A 21,217-nucleotide genomic window follows, 5' to 3' on the forward strand; every position below is an offset into this window, starting at 1 on the left:
GTTTTTTTGACGCCAGTGAATTGGCTATTCGAACATACGCAAAACCTTGTAGGAGTGAGCCTGTTCGCGATAGCGGTTGATGCTGTCTGACACACCGCTATCGCGAGCAGGCTCACTCCTACAGGGGGTGTGTTTATCAGTGGAAGTCGCGGCTCTGTACGCGGATGCCGTTGAGCAGCGGGCTCAGGTCGCTCAGGCGTCCGGCGATCAGGTGGCGCACTTCGCCTTCGCGCTCCCAGCGCCCGTCGACCTTGAGCAGTTGCGAGCCCACCAGCACCTGGCGCTGACGCTCGGCCAGGTCGCGCCAGACCACCACGTTGACGTTGCCGAACTCGTCTTCCAGGGTCACGAAGGTCACGCCGCTGGCGGTGCCGGGGCGTTGTCGACCAGTGACCAGCCCGGCGATGCTCACCGGGCGACCGTGCTCGACGTCGAGCAATTCCCGTGAGCTGCGGCAACGCCGTGCGCTCAATTCGTCGCGCAGCAAGGCCAGCGGGTGCGGGCCCAAGGTGGTGCCGACCGTGGCGTAATCGGCGTGCAGATCCTCGCCGACGCTGGGCTTGGGCAGCAGCACTTCAGGTTCCTCCTCACTCGGCAACCCGGCAAACAGCCCCAGCTGCTTTTGCACACCGGCCACTTCCCAACGCGCCCGATGGCGATGCCCGGCCAGCCCGCGCAACGCTCCGGAATCCGCCAGCAACGCTTGCGCCCGACTGTCGAGTGCGGCGCGCTCGCCCAGATCGGCAACATCGGCAAACGCCCCCCGCGCCCGCGCCGCTTCGATACGCCGGGCATCGTCCTCGCGAAAGCCCTTGATCATGCGCAGGCCCATGCGGATCGCCGGTTGTGCGCCGGTGGTGGTTTCCAGGCTGCAATCCCAGTCACTGGCGCGCACGTCCACCGGGCGAATCTGCAATTGATGCCGCCGTGCGTCCTGCAAAATCTGGTCGGGACTGTAGAAACCCATCGGCCAACTGTTGATCAGCGCGCAGGCGAAGGCCGCCGGTTCGTGACATTTGAGCCAGCAACTGGCGTAAGTCAGCAAGGCGAAACTGGCGGCGTGGGATTCAGGAAAGCCGTAACTGCCGAAACCCTTGATCTGCTCGAAGATCTGCGCGGCGAACTCGGGGGTGTAGCCGTTTTTCTTCATGCCGGCGGCGAGGCGTTCCTTGTGCGGTTCGAGGCCGCCGTGACGTTTCCACGCGGCCATCGAACGGCGCAACTGATCGGCCTCGCCGGGGCTGTAGTCGGCAGCAACAATGGCGATCTGCATCACTTGTTCTTGAAACAGCGGTACGCCGAGCGTGCGCTTAAGCACCACTTCAAGTTCCGGTGAAGGATAGGTTTCCGGTTCTTCCTTGTTTCTGCGGCGTAGATACGGATGGACCATGCCACCCTGAATGGGCCCCGGTCGAACGATCGCCACTTCGATCACCAGATCGTAAAACTTCGCCGGTTTCAGGCGTGGCAGCATCGACATCTGCGCCCGCGATTCGATCTGGAACACACCGATGGTGTCGGCGCGGCTGATCATCTCGTAGGTCGGCTTGTCTTCGGACGGGATCGTCGCCAGGCTCAGATCCATATTGCGATGGCGGCTCAGCAAGTCGAAACAGCGGCGGATCGCACTGAGCATGCCCAGCGCCAGAATATCGACCTTGAGCAGCCCCACCGCGTCGAGGTCATCCTTGTCCCACTGAATGATCGTGCGCTCGGCCATTGCCGCGTTTTCCACCGGCACCAGTGTGTCCAGCGGCTGCTCGGAAATCACGAAGCCGCCGGGGTGTTGCGACAGGTGCCGGGGGAAACCGATCAGTTGCCCGGTCAGGCTCAAGACCCGGCGCAGCACCGGACTGTCGGGGTCGAAGCCGCCCTCCAGCAGGCGCGCCACGGGCGGGGTTTCATCACTCCAGTGGCCGCAGCAATCGGCCAATGCGTTGATCTGATCCGGCGGCAGCCCCAGCGCCTTGGCCACATCGCGCACCGCGCCGGCGGCGTGGTAAGTGCTGACCACCGCCGTCAGCGCTGCGCGATGCCGACCGTAACGGCGGAACACGTATTGCAGGACTTCTTCGCGGCGTTCGTGTTCGAAGTCGACATCGATGTCCGGTGGCTCGTTGCGCTCTTTCGACATGAAGCGCTCGAACAGCAGTGTGGTGCGATCCGGGTCGATTTCGGTGATGCCCAGGGCAAAACACACCGCCGAGTTGGCCGCCGAACCACGGCCCTGACAAAGGATGCGTTGCTGGCGGGCGAAGCGCACCACGTCGTGCACGGTGAGGAAGTAGCTTTCGTAGCCGAGTTCGGCGATCAGCTTCAGCTCATCGTCGATCTGCTTGAGGACTTTCGGCTGTACGCCTTTCGGCCAGCGCCAGGCGATGCCCTCCTCGGTCAGATGTCGCAACCATGAACGGCCGCTGTGCCCCTCGGGCACCAGTTCTTTCGGATACTGATAACGCAGATCACCGAGATCGAAGGTGCAGCGCCGCGCCAGATTCACCGATTCGTCCAGCAAGGCCTGCGGGTACAAGGCCTGCAAGACGTCGAGGCTGCGCAAGTGCCGCTCGCCATTGGGGTGCAGACGCAAACCGGCCTCGGCCACCGGAACGTGATGGCGGATCGCGGTCATGGTGTCTTGCAGGGCGCGGCGGCCACGGGCGTGCATGTGCACATCGCCGCTGGCCACGGCGGGAATCTGCAGTTCGGCCGCCAGATTCAACAACATCGCCAGCCGTCGCTGATCGTCCTGCCCGCGATGCAACTGCACGGCCAGCCACAGCTGCTCGCCGAAGGTTTGCTTCAGCCAGTGGCCCTCTTCCCTGTCATCCAGCGTGTCCGGCACCCACAACACCAATAATCCCGGCAGTGGTTCACTGAAGTCCTCGCGCAGCACTTGGTACTGGCCTTTCTGCGTCCGCCGCCGGGCGCGGGTGATCAAGCCGCACAGTGCCTGATAGCCCTCAAGGCTCTCCACCAGCAGCACCAGTTTCGGGCCGTTGTCGATGCGGATTTCACTGCCGATGATCAGCGGCAACTCAACCGATTTCGCCGCTTGCCAGGCGCGAACGATTCCGGCCAGCGTGCATTCGTCGGTGATCGCCAGCGCCTGATAAGCGTGCTTTTTCGCCCGCTGGAACAGTTCCAGCGCACTGGACGCACCGCGCTGGAAACTGAAATTCGACAGGCAGTGCAGTTCGGCATAACCGTGGCTCATGCAAACCAGCCCTGCAGCCACAACGGACCGCCCTCGCCCACCGCCCGATAGGCCCAGCCTTGCTGACCGGCGCGGTTCTGGATCAGGTAATAATCGCGGCGCACATCGTCACCGTCCCACCAGCCGGATTCAATGCGCTCCGGGCCCATGAGGATCCGCGCCGAACCTTGCGGCACACTCTGCGGCTCGCCAAGCAACCAGCCCGGACGATGCACACCGGGCAAGCCCGGACACGGTTGTTTATCGACGCCGTTTTGCCAGGCGCACTCCGGTCGGTGATCCGCCTGAAAGCGCAGCCCCTGCACCGCGTCATCGCCCAGCCGTGCACGCAGGCGTTCGCGCAGTTGCTCCCAGGGCAAGGTCTGCTGCGGACGGTCGTCGAACAGTTCCTGAAACTGCGGCACGAAACTCGGCAGATCTTCGGCGCGCAAACGAAAGCCTCGTACCGGCGCCTCGACCTGCACCTGCTCCAAACGGCCACGGGCCAGCTCGAAAAGCATCGCCGGGTCACGTTCGGCGCTGAGCAGGCCGACCTTGATCACGGTGTCCGGCAGCCCGGCGTGTTCCAGATGCAGATCAAAGCGCTGCACACCGCTGTCACGCCCGCACAGGAAGGCTGACAGATCGCCGGTCAAACGCCGTAAAGGGAACAACAAGGCTTGATGGGATTGCACGTCGAAATTGAGTTCGATGCGCACATCGAAACGATCCGGCGGCAGATAGAACGCCAGCGCCAGTGGCCGGGCGCCAAACAGGGTATCGAGGTGTTTGAGCATCGGCGCCTCGAAACGCCGGGCCAGCGCCTGACGCGGCAGGCTTTGCAGCTGGCTCAGATTGCGCAGGCCCATGCGCGACAACGCTGTGGCCACGCCCGGCTCCAGACCGACGCGGTCAATCGGCAACTGGCCGAGATGATGCTGCAAGGCCTCGCCGTCCGGCACCACCAGCCCGTCATAAGCGTTGGCCAGAATACGTGCGGCCGCCGGGTTGGGCGCCGCGACGATGCGATGACGGAAACCCAGATCGGTCAGTTCCTTGCGCAACCGCGCCTCGAACTGCGCCCAGGAACCGAACAGGCCCAGGCTCGACTCGATTTCAAACACCACCGTGCGCGGGTAATGCACGCTGACCTGTGCACTGAAACGGTAGGCCCACGCGGCGAGAAACTGCTGCCAGTGTTCGACCTCGGCGGCTTCGTAATCGGCGGTGGCGAAACCTTTGCTCATGGCCTGGGCGGCCGTTATCGACTGGCCGGGACGCAGGCCGAGTTTGCGCGCCGGCGCATTCACCGCTTGCAGCACCCGGCGCTGGGCCGGGCCGCTGAGCAACACCAAAGGCTCATCGGGATCGGGACGCTGACGCAGCACGGCGTCGAGGGCCAATTGCGGAAAAAGGATACACACCCAGCGCATGAGGACCTCAATGACCCACGGCAAAGGCAATCGGCGCCGTACGCGCCAGCCCGCCACGGCACTTGAGTATGCGTAACTGCGCGGGCTGCGCGTCGATGGCAATGCGCAGCGCCGCCGGTGACGGGTTGACCGCCTCGCTCAAGGGGCGCCAGGCAAATGCCAGGGTCTGGCCGGTTTCCGCCGCCACTTGCAAACGGCGCAACGCACGGTCGTCAGCCTTGTGCGGCCAGCACAGCACCGCGCCGCAACTGCCCGAGCGCAGGCATTGTTCCGCCGCCCACAAGGCATCGCGCTCATTGGCCTGGATCACCGACAACTGGCGCAGATCGACCCCGGCACTGGCCCACGCCTGCGGGTACGGCACAAATGGCGGCGCCACCAGCACGATGCGCTCGCCCGCCGTCGACAGCCGCGCCAAGGTCGGCCAGACCAGTTGTAGCTCACCGACACCGGGGCCGGCCAGGAGGATTTCGCTCAATGCCGCTTCCGGCCAGCCACCGCTGGGCAGCGCCGCATCCAGTGCGGCATGCCCGGTCGGTTGCGGACTGGCGGCCGGTGGCGCAGGCCGGCCCTTCCAGACCTGGCCGCCATTGAACAGCGTATCCAGTGCAACGACGGCGCCCATCAGCCTTGCCTCACCAGACCGCAGAACACCCCTTCGATGGCCAGATCCTGGTCATCACGCACGACAATCGGCTGATACGCCGGGTTTCGCGGCAACAGCCGGACTTCATCGCCCATTCGTTCGAAGCGCTTGATCGTCACTTCACCGTCGAGCCGCGCTACGACGATCTGGCCGTTGAGCGCCTCGGGATTGCGCCGCACACCGACCAGATCGCCGTCGAGGATGCCGTCCTCGATCATTGAGTCGCCCTGCACGCGCAGCATGTAATCCGGAACGCGGGAGAACAGTGCCGGGTCGAGCATCAAGCGGCTGTGGATGTCGGCATCGGCGCCGATCGGTGCCCCGGCGGCGACGCGACCGAGCACCGGAATGTCCAGCAGCTCCGGGCGCGGCGGTTGCCCGAGCAACCGAATGCCCCGGGCCTGATTGGGGTTGACCTCGATAAACCCGGCTTCAGTGAGCGCCAGCACATGCTTGCGCGCCACGCTGCGCGAGGCAAAACCAAAAGCCTCGCTGATTTCAGCGAGGCTTGGGGGCTGACCGTGTTCGGCGATGCGTTCGCGGATAAAGGTCAGGATGGCGGTACGGCGGGGAGTCAGGTTCGTCATGGAGTACATTTGTACTCTTCTGGCATTTTCCTGACAAGCACCGCAGGTCGGCCTCCCCATGTGATCGTTCCTACGCTCCGCGTGGGAATGCAGCCCGTGACGCTCCGCGTCACTGGACGCAGAGCGTCCCCATAGGCATTCCCACGCAGAGCGTGGGAACGATCAACCACGCTCGGCCAGAAACTCACTGATGTAATCGATGAACGCGACGACTTTCGCCGTGGCCCGGCGATGGCTCGGGTACACCGCCAGAATGTGCGGGCCGAAGCTGTCCGGGTCGATGGCGTAGTCGGCCATGACCCGCACCAGACGCCCGTCGGCAATGTACGGCGCGGCGCTCCACAGTGGCGTGTGCAGCAAGCCGCGCCCGGCCAGGGCACTGGCCAGCAACAGGTCGTAATTGTCGCTGCGCAATAACGGCGCCGAGGGTTGAGGCAGACTCAGGCGCTGACCGTCGCGCTCGGCCCACCAGAATTCGCGGCTGAGCAACGGATGCCTGTACAACAGCCATTCGTGTTGTTCGAGGGTTTGCGGATTCACCGGCAGACCCTTGCGCGCCAAGTATTCAGGGCTGCCGCACAGGGCCAGCCGATTACTGCCGACCACCCGCGAAATCAGCCCCGGCAAATCATCGTGACCTTCGCGCAAGGCCAGGTCATAACCACTTTCGAGCAGGTTGACGAACTCGTCGCACAGATCCACTTGCAGACTGATCTGCGGGTATTGCTGCAAAAAGCCGTCACACACCTGATCGAGAAAGGCTCGGCCGTACGCCAGTGGCGCGGTGATTTTCAGACTGCCGCGCAGACCGTGCTGCAACTGCTCGATTTCCTCGCCGGCCTCCTCCAGCCGCTGCAGCACCAGACGGGCTGTCTCCAGATACACCCGGCCGATTTCAGTCAGCAGAATCCGTCGCGTGCTGCGCTCGAACAGCCGCGCACCAAGCTCCGACTCCAGATGATTGACCGCTTTGGTCAGTGCCGACGGGGTCTTGCCCAATTGCTCGGCAGCACGGCTGAAACTGCCGAGTTGCGCCGTGACCACGAACATTTTCAATGCACCCAACTTGTCCATGCTTTTTCCATTCAGGCAAAAACGTTTTTCGTAAGGGAGGCGTTCTGTCGACCGGGGACAGCCACTAATCTGGCCATCAGACGCAATAACAAGGAAATCTTCAATGAAAAGATTCATCCCGAATCTGTTGGTCGCTGCCGTAAGTTTTGCCTCGATGGAAGCCATGGCCGCCCCTGATCTGGTCCTGCTCAATGGCAAGATTTTCACTGCCGACCGCGCTCAACCAAAGGTTCAGGCACTGGCCGTGGAAAACGGCAAAGTACTGAAAGTCGGCAGCGACGCGCAGATCAAAGCGCTGATCGAGCCCGGCACCAAAGTCGTCGATCTGGGCGGCAAGGCGCTGATGCCCGGCCTGATCGACAGCCATTCCCACGCCATTTTCGGCGGTCTGGAAATGGTCTCGGCGAACATGGAAGACGAAGTCGTCGCCCTCGACGAACTGGAAAAAAACCTGCGCACCTGGCGTGACGATGGCAAGGCCCGGCACGGCGATGTGCTGAGCATTGCCGGCATGAGTTCGAAGTATTGGGCGCAGGCCGAAGCCTTGGGCAATATTTTCAACAAGGGCGAATGGGCCAATGTGCCGGTGGTGTTCATCGGCAGCGACCACCACACCGCATGGGCCAATAACGTCATGCTCAAACGCGCCGGTATCGACGCCGCGCTGCTGAAAACCCTGCCCGACGCGGAAAAAGACACTATCGGCAAACTGGCCAGCGGCGATCCCAACGGTTTTGTCGTCGACGCCGGATGGGATCGGGTCGCCTCGAAAATGCCGGTGCCGAGCGCTGCCGACATGCTTAAAGCCGCGCAGTCGGCCGTGCGTTTCAACAACAGCCTCGGCATTACCGCGTGGATGGATCCTGCCGCCAACGCCGCACCGGGCGAAGCGGTGTTCGCCCTCAAGCCCACCGAGAAAACCATCGGCGTGCTGCCCGCCTACAAAGCGCTGTCGGAAAGCGGCGACATGAGCGTGCACGTTGCCGCGCTGCTGGTGGCCAACCCGAAAAGCATGCCGGCCGACCTCGAAACGCTGGATAAAGTGCGCCAGCAGTTTCAGGGCATCCCAAACCTCAGCCTGCCCGGAATCAAGATTTTCGCCGACGGCGTAATCGAATACCCGGCGCAGAGCGCGGCGATGATCGACCCGTACAGCAACTCGCACAAACAGGGCGAATTGCTGATCGATCCGCAGCACTTCGGCGAACTGGTCAGCGCCATCGACCAGCGCGGCTGGCTGGTGCACATCCACGCCATCGGCGACCTCGCCGTGCGTGAGTCGCTGAACGGGATCGCTCAGGCGCGCAAGGATCGCCAGAGCGGCGTGACCCACTCGATCACTCACCTGCAAATGGTCAACCCGAAAGAATTTGCCCGCTTCAAACCGCTCAACGTGATCGCATCGATGCAACTGCTATGGGCCAGCGCTGACGACTACACCACCGACATGATCAAGCCGTACGTCAGTGCCCTCGCCTTTCGCTACCAGTACCCGGCGCATTCGCTGCTGAAACAGGGCGCAACGATTGCCGGCGCCAGTGACTGGCCGGTGTCATCGCCGAACCCGTTCAACGCCATGGCCCAGGCCATCACCCGGGTCGGCCCTCTGGGCGTGCTCAATGCCGACGAACGTCTGGACCGCGAAACCATGTTCTACGCCTACACCGTCAACGCGGCGCGCACCATTGGCCTGGAGCAGCAGATCGGTTCGCTGACACCGGGTAAACAGGCTGACTTCATCGTCCTTGATCGCGATGTGTTCAGCGTCGACAACAAAGCCCTGCACGACACACAGGTTCTGCAAACCTGGTTCGGTGGCCGCCAGGTCTACACCGCCACCCAATAACAACACCCATCTCTGTGGGAGGGGGCTTGCTCCCGAAGGCGGTGGATCAGCCACATCTGAGCTGACTGACTAACCGCATTCGGGAGCAAGCCCCCTCCCACAAAGTGTCCGGCCTGCCCTCCCATAACAATCACAACACCGGGACTTCACATGAAAGCCTTGCCCCTGTTCACCCTGAGTTTTTTCAGTGTGCTGCCCTTGAGCAGCCACGCGATTCCTTTGAACGACGACTTCGCCGTGCTGGTGGATCTGACCCTGGCCAGCGATTACCGCACGCGCGGTATCTCGCAAACCCAGAATGACCCTGCCGTGCAGGCCGGTCTGACCCTCGCCCACAGCAGCGGCCTGTACCTGGGCGCCTGGAGTTCGAACGTCGACTTCGGCGGCGGTCTGAAAACCCGTCAGGAAGTCGATTACTACGCCGGCTGGCTGTGGCAGGCCACCGAGGATGTCAGCCTCGATCTGGGCTACATCAAGTACGCCTACCCCAAGGAAAGCCAGTTCAACCAGAGCGAGGTCTACGGGATTTTCGGCGCCTACGGCGTGAAGGTTGCGGCGTATTACTCCAGCGACGCACCGGGGATCGACAGCAAGCAGAGCTCGCTGTACAGCTACGTCAGTTATGAAACCGAACTGCCGTTCGATTCAGGCCTGAAACTGCGCTACGGCAATATGGACTTCAAGGATCCGCACTTGTACTCGGCGTCCGGGCAGGCCGAAGACAGCTATCGCGAATGGGAAGTCAAAGTCACCCACAACCTGGCCGGTGTGGTGCTCGGACTGAGTTACATCGACACTGACCTTTCGCAGACGCAATGCCTGAGTAACTGGGGTTTCAAGGACGTGTGCACCGCGACGGTCGTCGCCAGCGTCAGCAAATCCTTCTGACACGCTGAAATTAAAGTGTGGGAGCAGGCTGGCTCCCACATTTTTGATCTGCGCAAACCACTTGTTACAGGATGTTTACGAATTTTTTACTAATGTTCTTCTACAGTTACACGCGAACCGCGTGGTTTTTCATTCATGTAGAGGAATGTTTGACATGGCTTTGGGCAACGGACTGCGTTTACCGTCCATCACTCCTACCCGACTGGTGCTGCTGTTTTCTCTGGCGCTGGTCGCGCTATACAACCTGGCGACCTGGAAGGCGCTGGGCACGCTGATTACCCTGCAAGGCACGCACAAAGTGGCGTTTTTCGCATCCTTCGGGGTGTTCCTGTGGGCCGCGATCACCCTGCTGCTGACCCTGGTGTCATTCCGCTGGACGCTGAAACCAGTGCTCACCGTGGTCGCACTGCTGTCGGCCTGTGCGGCGTATTTCATGAACGAATACGGGATCACCATCGACACGGTGATGATTCAGAACGTATTCGAAACCAACCCAGCCGAAGCCGCCGCTCTGTTCAACGGCAAGTTGCTGGCTTACGTGCTGCTGCTCGGCGTCTTGCCGGCGGCGTTGATCTGGCGCTGGCCGGTCAGTTATCGGCCGTTCTTTCGCGGCCTGCTCAACAAGATTCTGGTAATCGTCGCCTGTGTGCTGGTGATCGCCGCGTCGGTGGGCGCGTTCTATTCGACCTACGCGCCGATCTTTCGCGAGGAAGACAAACTCACCCACTTCATCAACCCGACCAACTACATCTACGCGATCAGCAAATACACCAAGCAGCGCCTGGGCATCAAAAAGCATTTCGTGGTGCAGGCCATCGGCGAAGACGCGGTGATGAGCGCCAAGGCTGCCAGCCGCGAGAAGAAATCGCTGATGGTCTTCGTGGTCGGTGAAACGGCCCGCGCCGATCATTTCTCGCTGAACGGGTACGAGCGCGAGACCAATCCGCAACTGAGCAAACTGGACATCCTCAACTTCAAGCAGGTGCACTCCTGCGGTACGTCGACGGCGGTGTCGGTGCCGTGCATGTTCTCGATGTTCCCGCGTGAGGATTACAGCGACAAGAAAGGCAAAACCTACGAAGGCCTGCTGGATATCCTGCAACGCGCCGGCGTGCAGGTGCTGTGGCTGGACAACAACAGCGACTGCAAAGGCACTTGCCTGCGCGTGCCGCATCGCGATATTTCGAAGAATCAGCCGGGGCCGTTCTGCGACGGCAACAACTGCCTCGATGAAGCGTTGCTGGCCGACCTGCAAAGCTACATCGACAGCCTCAAGGGCCACGCAATCATTGTGCTGCACGCCGATGGCAGCCACGGCCCCGAGTATTACGAGCGCTATCCGAAAGAGATGGAGCGCTTCAAACCGATCTGCCACACCAATCAACTGGGCAGTTGCAGCCGCGATGAACTGGTAAACGTGTACGACAACACCATCCTGTACACCGACCACTTCCTCGCCAAGGTGATCGAACTGCTCAAGCGCAATCAGGCGACGCTGGATACCTCGATGATCTATGTTTCCGATCACGGCGAATCCCTCGGGGAAAACGGCTTGTACCTGCATGCCGCGCCTTATGCGCTGGCGCCGGAGGCACAGACCCATGTGCCGATGGTGATGTGGTTTGGCGACAACACGCTGGCTCATGAAGGGATTGATCGCGGTTGCCTGCAAGGCAAAACCGGTCAGGCAGACCTTAGCCACGACAACCTGTTTCATTCGGTGCTCGGTCTGTTTGAAGTGAAGACTTCGCTGTATCAGCCGGGGCTGGATATTTTCCATGGCTGCCGACCATCCATGACGGCTGCGCAATAACCCATCAAACACTACAAAAACCTGTGGGAGGGGGCTTGCTCCCGAAGGCGGTGGGTCAGCCACATCTGAGCTGACTGACTAGCCGCATTCGGGAGCAAGCCCCCTCCCACAGTTACTTGAGGTTTGCCAGATAGGCCCACGGGTAGATGCCGCGCTGGTGACCGTCGCTGAAGATCAGTTGCAGGCCGTAGCCTTGGGGGTTGAGTTCGAGAATGCGCACGCGGTCATCGACCCGTGGCGGCGAGCCGCGCAGGCGAAACGCACGGCATTGCGAGCACGGGCATTGGCGGCGCAATTCGGCGTGATTGAGCTGCTGTTCGCGCCCGTCCGGCCAGCTCAACCGCAGCGTCTGCTCGCTCGGCGAATTGCCCACCGACAGCGGATTCATTGCAACTGACTCAAGGCAATGCGCACCGCTTTGCGCACTTCCGGGTCGCCGTCATCCTGCGCGGCCTGCAACGCCGCCACGGCGCCGCGATCATTCAGTTCACCCAAGGCCAGCGCCGCTTCCTTGCGCAGGTTGCTGATGCGGTGGCCGAGGGTGTCGATCAAGGCGTCCAGCGCGGGGGCAAAGCGCAAGCGACCGAGACTGCGGGTGGCGCGCAGGCGAACTTGCCAATAGTCGTCGCTCAAGGCCTCGACCAACGCCGGGCCGGCGTCTTGGTGACCGATCTTGCCCAATGTCGTTGCGGCCTCTTCGCGCACTTGCCAGGCGCTGTCCTGCAAAGCCTGGCGCAGGGCCGGCAAGACGTCTGCACTGGAGGCCAAACCGAGAGCGCCGGTGGCGGCACGGCGGACTTCGGTGTCGGGATCTTCGCTGGCCAATCGGGCCAGGGCTGGCAGTGCATCAAGTTGTTTGAGCCAGCCAAGCACACCAACGGCTTCGCGACGGACATTGGCGTCGGCGTCATTCAGCGCCGCGAGCGCCGCCGGTGCAGCGTCAGCGAAACGCAGTTCTCGCAAGGCGCGGAACGCGGCGATCCGCACCGCGACGTCGGCGTGAGCGGTCCACGGCAGAATCACCCGCCCCGCCGCCTCGGATTTGAGCAGGCTCAAGCTTTGCGCCGCAGCGGATTGCACAGCGGGCGCCGGGTCGGTCAGTGCTTCACACAAGGCCTGCACGACCTCCTCGTCTTCCCACGCTTCCAGCAAGCGCGCAGCTTCGGCGCGGACTTCTTCGGCGGGATCCTGACCGAGGCGATCGACCAGCCAGAGCAAGCCGTCCGGCTCTTCCAGATCCGCCAGATCAATCAGCGCGATGCGCCGTACCCCGGCGTCGTCGGCGGTCAGGCGCGGTTGCAGGGCAAGGATGTCCTGGATATCGGTCACAGCAAAAATAGAGGTCATAAGGCAAATCGCGGCAAAGGGTTTTCGGGAGGCAGGCCGAGCGGATTGAGGCGCGGCAGCGGTCGGTCGTTGTCGTGGCGCAGCAGGTCGAGGCAATGGCGTTTGAGGCGCGAAAATTCGTGGCTGGTGACCAGTTCGGTGGTGCGTGGGCGCGGGAAGTCCAGACGCAAGTCTTCGATGATTCGCCCCGGCCGTGCGCTCATCACCAGCAAGCGATCGGCGAGGAACAGCGCCTCGTCGATGTCGTGGGTGACGAAGACCACGGTGGTACGAATGCGCGTCCAGATGTCCAGCAGCAGTTCCTGCATGTTCAGTCGAGTCAGCGCATCCAGCGCGCCGAAGGGCTCGTCCATTAGCAACAGCTGGGGACGATTGACCAGCACCCGGGCGATTTCCACCCGTTGCTGCATGCCACCGGACAGTTGATCGGGCCAGCGTTCGGCGAAGCCTTCGAGGCCGACCAGTGCGAGGATTTCATCGGCAGCGCAATGGCGCTCGGTCTTGCCGATGCCACGCATCTTCAGGCCGAAAGCAACGTTGTCGCGCACCGTGCGCCACGGAAACAGGGTGTGATGCTGGAACACCATGCCGCGCTGTGGCGACGGGCCAGACACCTCGGCGCCGTCGACTTTCAACTGCCCAGCATGGGGTTGCAGATGCCCGGCCAGCGCGCCGAGCAAGGTCGATTTGCCGCAACCGGACGGGCCGAGAATGCACACGAACTGGCCGGGCTCGATCTGGCAATCCAGCCCCTGTACCGCTTCGAACGCTTGCCGGCCTTCGCCGAGGACAATCGACAGCTGACGGATGTCGATCCGCCCTTCCGGGGTTTGCATCGCGCTCATCAGGCTTTTCCTCGTGGTCGATGCCAAGGCGTGAACACTGCGCCGAGGCGTTTGATCAGCAGACTGCTGCCCATGCCCAGCACGCCGATCAGCAACATGCCGACGACGATGTCGGCGTAGTTCTGAATGGTGTAGGACTCCCAGGTGTAGTAGCCGATGCCGAACTGGCCGGAGATCATTTCAGCGGTCACCAGACAGAACCACGACGTGCCCATGCCGATCGCCAGGCCAGTGATGATGCTCGGCGCGGCGCCGGGCAGGATCACTTCCCGCAGGATTGCCCGGCGCCCTGCCCCGAGGCTTTTCGCCGAGGCGATCAGCCGAGGATCGACGCCTTCGACGCCGTGGACGGTGTTGAGGAGGATCGGGAACAACGCGCCGGTAAAGGTGATGAAAACCATGGACAGTTCGGAAGACGGGAACATCAGAATCGCCAGCGGAATCCACGCCACGGCGGGGATCGGCCGTAGCACTTCCAACGGTGGCAGCAGCAGGTCTTCGGCCCATTTCGAGCGGCCGATGGCCAGGCCCAGGGCGATGCCGATCACCAGCGCAGCGAGGTAGCCGACGAAGACGCGGCTGAGGCTGGCGGTGAGGTGCTGGATGAGCTTGCCGGAGTCGCCGAGGCCGAGAGCGGCTTCGATTACGGCCAGCGGGGTTGGTACGTTGGCGAAGGTGACGAGGCCAAGATTCCAGTGGTGGCTGGCGGCGAGTTGCCAGAAGAGCAGGCAGAGTACTAGGGAGGTTGCTCTGGGTATCCAGCGGTTTTTTGTGATTCTCATGGAGCGATTTTCCGTGTGATGGCTGAGATCGCCCCCCCTCACCCCAGCCCTCTCCCCCAAGGGGGCGAGGGGGAAAGGGAGCCGATCTTCAAGCCTTTCAAAACCTGAGTTCGGCTCGATATTTCAGGTCGGCGTAACTCTTCAGAACAATACGGTCAGTCCCCTCTCCCTCCGGGAGAGGGTTAGGGTGAGGGGCTCTTGATCTTCAATCAGCGGGTGGCCACGGCCTGGGTGGTGGCGTCGGTGAAGTCGAACACCTTCCCGCCCTGCGCCGACGCGTATTGCTGCGCCTGGCCCTTGAGCAGAAACGCGCTCAAGCGACCCTTGGCATCACTGGCAAACCACGCCTGATCGGCCAGCAACTTGATCCCGCTGTCACTGGCCTGCGCATACACAGCGCGAATGTTCTTGCCTTCCTGCTTCAGCGCGGCGAGCGCAGTGAACGCAGATTCAGCGGAGGTGTACTGGCGCACCTTGTCTTCACCACGCACCCAGATTTCGGCGACGTGACTGAAGTCGGTGATCGCTTTCGCAGTCGCCGCATCCGTGGCTTGCAACGGGGTCTGCGCGTAATTGCCCAGTTGCGCCGTGTAATCCAGATTCGAAGCCTTGAACGCCGCACGGATGTATTGATCGTCAATAAAGGTATTCAGATCGAGCCCACGATCAGCCTTCTTCAGCAGCTTCAACGTATCAATGGCGGTGCCAACGGCCTGACGATATTCCGGCTTCCAGCTCAGGTCACGGGTCTGCACGCCGAGCGGGCCGTGGAACAGGTAATTGACCTCGGCATCAACGCCGGTAACCTTGGCGATCAGTTCGCTGTACCTCTCGGGTTCGGCGGCCAGCAGTTGATTGGCCTCGATGCTGGCGCGCAGATAGGCAACGACGATTTCCGGGTACTTCCTGGCGTAGGCCTGATCCACCAGCGCACCGTGGAAAGTCGGCGCATTGGCCTGGGCGCCGTCGTAGATCTTGCGGGCGAAACCACGGCTCGGGAACAGTTCGGCGAACGGCACGAAGTCGGCGTGGGCGTCGATCTTGCCGGCCTGCAACGCGGAGCCTGCGACCTCCGGCGGCTGGGCGATGATGTTGACATCTTTCAGCGGATCCCAACCCTGCTCCGCCACCGCGCGCAGCAACATGCCGTGGGCGGTGGAGGCGAACGGTACGGAAATGGTCTTGCCCCTGAGCTCGCTCAGCGACTGCACGCCGGAAGCGCTCGGCACCACGATGCCGTTGCCGCTGCCCTTGATACTGCCCGACAGCACGCTGATGAACAGGCTGTGTTTGCCGGCGGTTTCGAACGCCACGCCGTTGAACGCGCCGGGGAAATCGGCCATGGCGCCGAAGTCGAGTTTGCCGGCGACCATCTCGTTGGTCAGCGGTGCGCCGCTGGTGAAGTTCTTCCACTGCACGTCGTACTTGGCGTCCTTATAGGCGCCGTCGTGAGGCAGGTATTTGTCGAGCAGGCCCAGCTCGCGAATCAATAGGCCACCGGCGGCGCAGTTGATGGTGGTGTCCTGGGTGCCGATGGCAATGCGGATGGTTTCGGCCGAGGCCGACAGGGTGAACGAAGCCAGTACCAGACCGGCGATTGCTGCACGCAACATGGTTTAATCCCCTCGAATCATTTATAGGATGTTCGTCTCCGCCGCGATCAGGGCGCGGTGGGAAACGAGGGGTGTCTTGAATCAGGCGTCCGGTGTTGCCGGATAGCTTTGGCTTGCCACAAATCCCGAATGTGGGAGATCCCTTGCGGGAGAGGGCTTGCTCCCGAAAGCAGTGTTCCAATCAATAGAGATGCCAGCAATGCAGGCCTCTTCGGGAGCAAGCCCCCTCCCACAGTGGATTTGGGGTCACCGTAGGAGATAAGGGATATCGACTTTCACGGCACCGGTCGGGCAGTCCTTTTCGCAGGGCATGCAGTACCAGCATTCATCGAAGGCCATGTAGGCCTTTTGCGTGGCCGGGTTGATCGCCAGCAGGTCCATCGGGCAGACGTCGACGCACACGGTGCAGCCTTTTTCGGCGATGCATTTATCCTCGTCCACGGTGACGGGGGCGTTGGAGCGGAAGAAGATTTCCTGGGCTTGATAGGCCATGGTTCGGACTCTCTCTAGTGATGCATCAAGCAGCGAAAGCGCCAACACGCAAGCGGTCATAGGCCTGCATTTCTTCGGCATCAAGCGGGATGATGTAAGGCTCGACGGCTTTCTTGAAACTGGTCATCCGGCCGTCCTCGCCCTTCTTCAGATGGCAATGGCAGAACCACTCAGTGTCATTGCGCTGCGGGTGATCGACGCGATAGTGGTACAGGCCCCAACGGCTTTCGGCACGAAACAACGAGGCGCGGGCGGCCATTTCGGCGCAGTCGCGGATCACACTGGTTTCCATGGCGCGCATCAGTTCGTGGGCATTGTTGGCTTTCATCTGCTCGAGATCGCGCTCGATGTCGTTGAAGCGTTGCAGGCCGATCTGCATCTTCTTGGTCACTTTCGGCGGTTGCAGGTAGTCGTTGACGAAGCGGCGCAGCTTGTACTCGACCTGTGCCGGCGGCAGACCGTGCTCGCGATCCAGTGGTGCATAGACCCGGGCTTTCTCCTTTTCGATCTGCTCGGCATCCAGCGCAGAAAATTCACGCCCGGCGACAAAATCCGCCGCGTTGTGCCCGGCGAACCAGCCGTAAGTGAACGCGCCGAGCATGTAGTTGTGCGGTACGGCGGCCATGTCGCCGGCCGAGTACAAACCTTTCACCGAGGTTTCGGCGCGCTCGTTGACCCACACCCCGGACGCCGAATGACCGCTGCAAAAACCGATTTCGGAGATGTGCATTTCAACCATCTGCGTGCGGTAATCGGTACCGCGATTGGCGTGAAATTGGCCCCGGCTCGGGCGTTCGTTGCTGTGCAGGATTTCTTCGATGTTCTGGATGGTTTCTTCGGCCAGGTGATCGAGTTTGAGGAACACCGGGCCGTTGCCGCTCTCCAGTTCCTGGTGGAATTCCCACATCATCTGCCCGCTCCAGTAGTCGCACTCGATGAAGCGTTCACCCTTGTTGTTGGCGGTGTAGCCGCCCAGCGGGCCGGTGACGTAGGCGCAGGCCGGGCCGTTGTAATCCTTGATCAACGGGTTGATCTGGAAACACTCCAGGTTCGCCAACTCGGCCCCGGCGTGATACGCCATCGCGTAACCATCGCCGGCGTTGGTCGGGTTCTCGTAGGTGCCCATCAGGTAACCCGAGGACGGCAGACCGAGGCGTCCGGCCGCGCCGCAGGCGAGGATCACTGCCTTGGCCTTGATCACATGGAAGTCGGCGGTGCGGCAGTCGAAGCCCATGACACCGTTTACGGTGCCCTCCTCGTCAGTCAGCAAACGCGTGCAGACCAGGCGGTTGGTGATGCTCACCCGCGCGCGCTTCAACTGGCGGTAGAGGACTTTCTTGATATCGTGCCCTTCTGGCATCGGCAGCACGTAGGCGCCCATGTGGTGGACTTTTTTCACCGCGTAATCGCCGGTTTCGTCTTTCTCGAACTTCACGCCCCAGCGGTCGAGCTGCTCGATGGTTTCAAAGCTGTGGGTGGCGTAGGCGTACACCGCCGCCTGATTGACGATGCCGTCGTTGGCGATGGTGATTTCCTTGGTGTACTGCTCCGGCGTCGAGTGGCCGGGAATGATCGCGTTGTTCAGGCCGTCCATGCCCATGCTGATCGCGCCGCTGCGTTTGACGTTGGCCTTGTCGACCAGCAGCACGCGCAGCTCCTTGTTCTTTTCCTTGGCCTTGATCGCGGCCATCGGGCCCGCGGTGCCGCCGCCGATCACGACGATGTCGTATTCCTGTTCGAGGGTGTTGCGCGTCATGCCTGCTCCCCTTTTTGCCGGTCGATCCGCAGTCGGTACTGGAACGCATCGCCGCGGTAGTAAAGGTGTTCGAAGTCCAGTGGCTGGCCGTTAGCGTCGTGGGTCAGGCGTTCGATGCGCATGATCGGCGAGCCGGCTTCAACGTTCAGCGCCTGGGTCAGGTCGCTGTCGGCCAGCACCGCGTCGATGGCCAGATCGGCGTGGCCGAGCGCGATGCCACAGTCGTTTTCCAGAATCAGGAAGATGTCGCGGGTCACCAGATCAGCCTTCTCCAGCCGCTCACCAACTGCTTTGGGCAGGTAGGTGATTTCCAGCGAGATCGGCTCGCGGTTGATCAGCCGAACGCGTTTGATCTGCACCACGGTCTCGCCTTCGGCGACTTGCAAGCGCTCGGCGACACGCTTGTCGGCAGGGATGAATTTGAAACTGCGCAGACGGTTGATCACCTCGTAGCCACGCCCGGTCATGGACTCAGCGAGGCCTTGCAGGCTGCTGACGTTTTGAAAGGTTTTCGGCTTGGCAACGAAGGTGCCTTTGCCGTGGATCTTGAAGATCAGCCCTTCTTTCTGCAGATCACCCAGTGCCTGACGCACAGTGATGCGGCTGACTTTGAACAGTGCACCGAGTTCGCTTTCGGACGGCATCTGGCTGTCTTGCGGGTATTCGCCGTCGAGAATCCGGGCGCGCAGTACGTCGCGCAGCTGGGTGTGCAGCGGGACACTTGATAAGGAGAGCGGGCTTAAGGAGAGAACGTTATCGGTCATCACGGGATCACTTGTCATAACGAGTTATGAGGTGATCTTAGAGATGTTATGACAAGGTTGAGAAATATTGTTTGGGCATAACCTTAGATGCGACAACACAAAGAACATTGTGGGAGGGGGCTTGCTCCCGAAGGCGGTGTATCAGGCAATAGTGATGCCAGCAATGCCGGCCCCTTCGGGAGCAAGCCCCCTCCCACAAAGAGAAAGTGTGTGGTCTGGGGAATCAGTGGCGTTTGAGGATCTGGTCCATGACCCAGTCGGTTTTGAGGGCTTGTTCGGCGACGGCGGGATGTTTGGAAACACCACGAATATGGGCATTCATGCCGAGCACGTGGTGCCACTGGATATGCTCGTGATGGGCGATTTCCAGGCTGACGACTTCATCCGCGTGCAGTTGAACGGGATGTTCATCGAACACGGAAAAACTGATCCGCCCATGGCTGCCGATGATCTCGACCCGATCCTCGCGTCGATCGGCCACAAAGCTCCAGCAACCCATGCCCAGCGCTCCTGAAGCAAACCGCCAACTGGCGCTGACGGCATCTTCCGCCGCATACAGACCGGCCTGACGCGCCGTGAATCCGGCGACTTCTACGATGTCGCCGAGCAGGTACTGGAACAGGTCGAAGCCATGGCTGGCGAGATCGGCGAAGTAACCACCGCCGGCCACCGCAGGGTCGGTTCGCCAGTTGTTGCTGCCGTCCAGATCCTTGGGCGATGGCGCCTTGGTCAGCGTCCAGCTCAGGTGCCGCACTTCGCCGATGCGCCCCTGCTGCAGCCATTGTCGCACTTGGGCGAAACGCGGTAACGAGCGGCGGTAATAGGAAACGAACAGATGCAAACCGGCGGCGGCAAACACCTGCTGCATTTCGCGGCTTTGGCCGGCATTCAGCGCCATGGGTTTTTCCACGCAGCAATGCTTGCCGGCGGCGGCGACTTTGAGGCTGTAAGCGTGGTGGCTGTCGGGCGGCGTGGCGATGTACACCGCGTCCACCTCGGGATCGTTGATCAGGGCATCGACATCGGTGTAGACCCGGGCGATACCGTGGCGCGCGGCGTAGTCGGTCACGGCTTCGAGGCGGCGGCCCATCACCGCCACCAGCGCCGAACCGGGCGCTTTATAAAACGCCGGCCCGCTCTTGCGTTCAGCGACACTGCCGCAACCGATCATGCCCCAGCGCACCACGTCCATGTTCATGCCTTTAGCCGATGCGCAAGGCGCGCAGATCGAGGTGACCGTCCTTCAACGGCGGGCACCAGTAGTAGCCGCCAGTGATGGGTCGGCTGATGCGATAGAGGCCATCGGTGATGCCATCTTCCAGACCGCTCATACGGCGCAGTTGCGCTTCGAACGCGTCCAGCGAAAAACCGAAGGCGAGGAACATCAGGCCGGCGCGGTCGCCTTCGATCCACGGCATCGAGCGGCGGACGACGAACGCTTCAGGGGCGAAGCTTTCCTGGGCGGTGCGTTTGACGTGGGCAGAAACCGGCGCGTCGTCGATTTCTTCGTTGTCGCTCAGGCGACGGCCCATGATGTTGTCCTTGTCGTCGGCGGACAGCTTGTGGAACCCCTTGAGGTCGTGCTGCCACTGCTGGATCGCGGCGAAACTGCCACCGACCAGACCTTCGGCGCCTTCACTTTGCAGGGCGGCGGCGATGGCGGCTTCGTCATGCGGGTTTTCGGTGCCGTCCTCATAACCGGTCAGGTCATGGCCGTCCTTGTGGCGGAAGGCTTCCTGCATCTGCACCAGACGTAGTGCCGGAGCCAGTGCGGCTTCGAAGGCATTGCAGCGGTTGAGCAATTCACCGCGATCAACGCCGTGCAACCAGACCCACAGCGCATGCTGGGTCGACGGGTTTTCCACGCCGACACCGGTCATCGCCGGAAAGCTGCGCAGGCCGTCGATCTGCACATTCAGGGCCTTGACCAGGGATTCACCGAAACCGACCACCGCCGACTGCCCGTCCACCAGATTCATCAGGTTGTCGATCGCCTGCGGCAATGCTTCAACCGACTCGAGTGCGAAAAACAGATGACGTGCTTGCGCAGGAACAGGGGTGGCGAGAATGCCCGGCTGGTAGTAACTCATGTGAACTCCTTGGAAAGTGCGCGGGAGTTTACCTGTGGCCGGAGGATT

At 61.8% G+C, this 21,217-nt stretch carries 18 protein-coding genes; 3 read left to right on the plus strand and 15 right to left on the minus strand.

All coding sequences use genetic code 11. The features are described 5' to 3' along the window. Positions 1-136 precede the first annotated feature (136 nt). From F2P67_RS20505 to F2P67_RS20525, 5 genes are all read right to left on the minus strand, one after another. Positions 137-3,214 (minus strand): error-prone DNA polymerase, encoded by a 3,078-nt coding sequence (locus tag F2P67_RS20505; RefSeq protein ID WP_166222935.1) that lies wholly within the window; start codon positions 3,212-3,214, stop codon positions 137-139. Next, a complete protein-coding gene (locus F2P67_RS20510) occupies positions 3,211-4,626 on the minus strand; it encodes a Y-family DNA polymerase (RefSeq protein ID WP_166222937.1) in 1,416 nt (471 codons plus the stop codon). The genes F2P67_RS20505 and F2P67_RS20510 overlap by 4 nt, the downstream gene beginning before the upstream one ends. 7 nt (positions 4,627-4,633) lie before the next feature. Continuing rightward, entirely contained in the window at positions 4,634-5,251 is a 618-nt protein-coding gene (imuA, locus tag F2P67_RS20515; protein WP_166222939.1) for a translesion DNA synthesis-associated protein ImuA, read from the minus strand. After that, complete coding sequence (gene lexA, locus F2P67_RS20520; protein WP_166222941.1) at positions 5,251-5,868, minus strand: transcriptional repressor LexA; 618 nt, start codon at positions 5,866-5,868, stop codon at positions 5,251-5,253. Before lexA ends, imuA begins: the two co-directional genes overlap by 1 nt. A gap of 153 nt (positions 5,869-6,021) precedes the next feature. After that, positions 6,022-6,933, minus strand: coding sequence for a LysR family transcriptional regulator (locus tag F2P67_RS20525; protein WP_166222943.1), 912 nt, complete (start codon positions 6,931-6,933; stop codon positions 6,022-6,024). A gap of 103 nt (positions 6,934-7,036) precedes the next feature. On the opposite strand from F2P67_RS20525, the gene F2P67_RS20530 reads away from it, so the two are divergent. The 3 genes from F2P67_RS20530 to F2P67_RS20540 all read left to right on the plus strand — a co-directional run bounded on the left by F2P67_RS20530 (position 7,037) and on the right by F2P67_RS20540 (position 11,480). Further along, positions 7,037-8,779, plus strand: coding sequence for an amidohydrolase (locus F2P67_RS20530; RefSeq protein ID WP_166222945.1), 1,743 nt, complete (start codon positions 7,037-7,039; stop codon positions 8,777-8,779). 150 nt (positions 8,780-8,929) lie between these two features. Next, positions 8,930-9,667, plus strand: coding sequence for a TorF family putative porin (locus tag F2P67_RS20535; protein ID WP_166222947.1), 738 nt, complete (start codon positions 8,930-8,932; stop codon positions 9,665-9,667). A 154-nt stretch (positions 9,668-9,821) separates the two neighbouring features. Continuing rightward, complete coding sequence (locus F2P67_RS20540) at positions 9,822-11,480, plus strand: phosphoethanolamine transferase (RefSeq protein WP_166222949.1); 1,659 nt, start codon at positions 9,822-9,824, stop codon at positions 11,478-11,480. 112 nt (positions 11,481-11,592) lie between these two features. Here F2P67_RS20540 and F2P67_RS20545 read toward each other — a convergent pair whose 3' ends face one another. From F2P67_RS20545 to F2P67_RS20590, 10 genes are all read right to left on the minus strand, one after another. Further along, entirely contained in the window at positions 11,593-11,868 is a 276-nt protein-coding gene (locus tag F2P67_RS20545) for a DUF971 domain-containing protein (protein WP_166222951.1), read from the minus strand. Next, positions 11,865-12,827, minus strand: coding sequence for a HEAT repeat domain-containing protein (locus tag F2P67_RS20550; RefSeq protein WP_166222953.1), 963 nt, complete (start codon positions 12,825-12,827; stop codon positions 11,865-11,867). The genes F2P67_RS20545 and F2P67_RS20550 overlap by 4 nt, the downstream gene beginning before the upstream one ends. After that, on the minus strand, positions 12,824-13,672 hold the full coding sequence (locus F2P67_RS20555) for an ABC transporter ATP-binding protein (protein WP_166222955.1): 849 nt from the start codon (positions 13,670-13,672) through the stop codon (positions 12,824-12,826). The genes F2P67_RS20550 and F2P67_RS20555 overlap by 4 nt, the downstream gene beginning before the upstream one ends. Further along, complete coding sequence (locus tag F2P67_RS20560; protein ID WP_166222958.1) at positions 13,672-14,454, minus strand: ABC transporter permease; 783 nt, start codon at positions 14,452-14,454, stop codon at positions 13,672-13,674. The genes F2P67_RS20555 and F2P67_RS20560 overlap by 1 nt, the downstream gene beginning before the upstream one ends. A gap of 209 nt (positions 14,455-14,663) precedes the next feature. Continuing rightward, positions 14,664-16,067: an ABC transporter substrate-binding protein gene (locus tag F2P67_RS20565; protein ID WP_166222961.1), complete on the minus strand. Its 1,404-nt coding sequence runs from the start codon at positions 16,065-16,067 to the stop codon at positions 14,664-14,666. 246 nt (positions 16,068-16,313) lie between these two features. Then, positions 16,314-16,559: a 4Fe-4S dicluster domain-containing protein gene (locus tag F2P67_RS20570; RefSeq protein ID WP_003225615.1), complete on the minus strand. Its 246-nt coding sequence runs from the start codon at positions 16,557-16,559 to the stop codon at positions 16,314-16,316. A gap of 25 nt (positions 16,560-16,584) precedes the next feature. Then, the gene (locus F2P67_RS20575; protein ID WP_166222964.1) at positions 16,585-18,315 is read right to left on the minus strand and encodes a fumarate reductase/succinate dehydrogenase flavoprotein subunit; all 1,731 of its coding nucleotides are present in this window, start codon (positions 18,313-18,315) and stop codon (positions 16,585-16,587) included. Continuing rightward, positions 18,312-19,079: a GntR family transcriptional regulator gene (locus F2P67_RS20580; protein ID WP_166222967.1), complete on the minus strand. Its 768-nt coding sequence runs from the start codon at positions 19,077-19,079 to the stop codon at positions 18,312-18,314. The genes F2P67_RS20575 and F2P67_RS20580 overlap by 4 nt, the downstream gene beginning before the upstream one ends. A 223-nt stretch (positions 19,080-19,302) precedes the next feature. Further along, on the minus strand, positions 19,303-20,271 hold the full coding sequence (locus F2P67_RS20585) for a Gfo/Idh/MocA family protein (protein WP_166222969.1): 969 nt from the start codon (positions 20,269-20,271) through the stop codon (positions 19,303-19,305). Positions 20,272-20,281: 10 nt separating this feature from the next. Continuing rightward, a complete protein-coding gene (locus F2P67_RS20590; protein WP_166222972.1) occupies positions 20,282-21,169 on the minus strand; it encodes a Dyp-type peroxidase in 888 nt (295 codons plus the stop codon). Positions 21,170-21,217: the final 48 nt, after the last annotated feature.

The organism is Pseudomonas atagonensis, from assembly GCF_011369485.1.
Taxonomy (GTDB): Bacteria; Pseudomonadota; Gammaproteobacteria; order Pseudomonadales; family Pseudomonadaceae; genus Aquipseudomonas; species Aquipseudomonas atagonensis.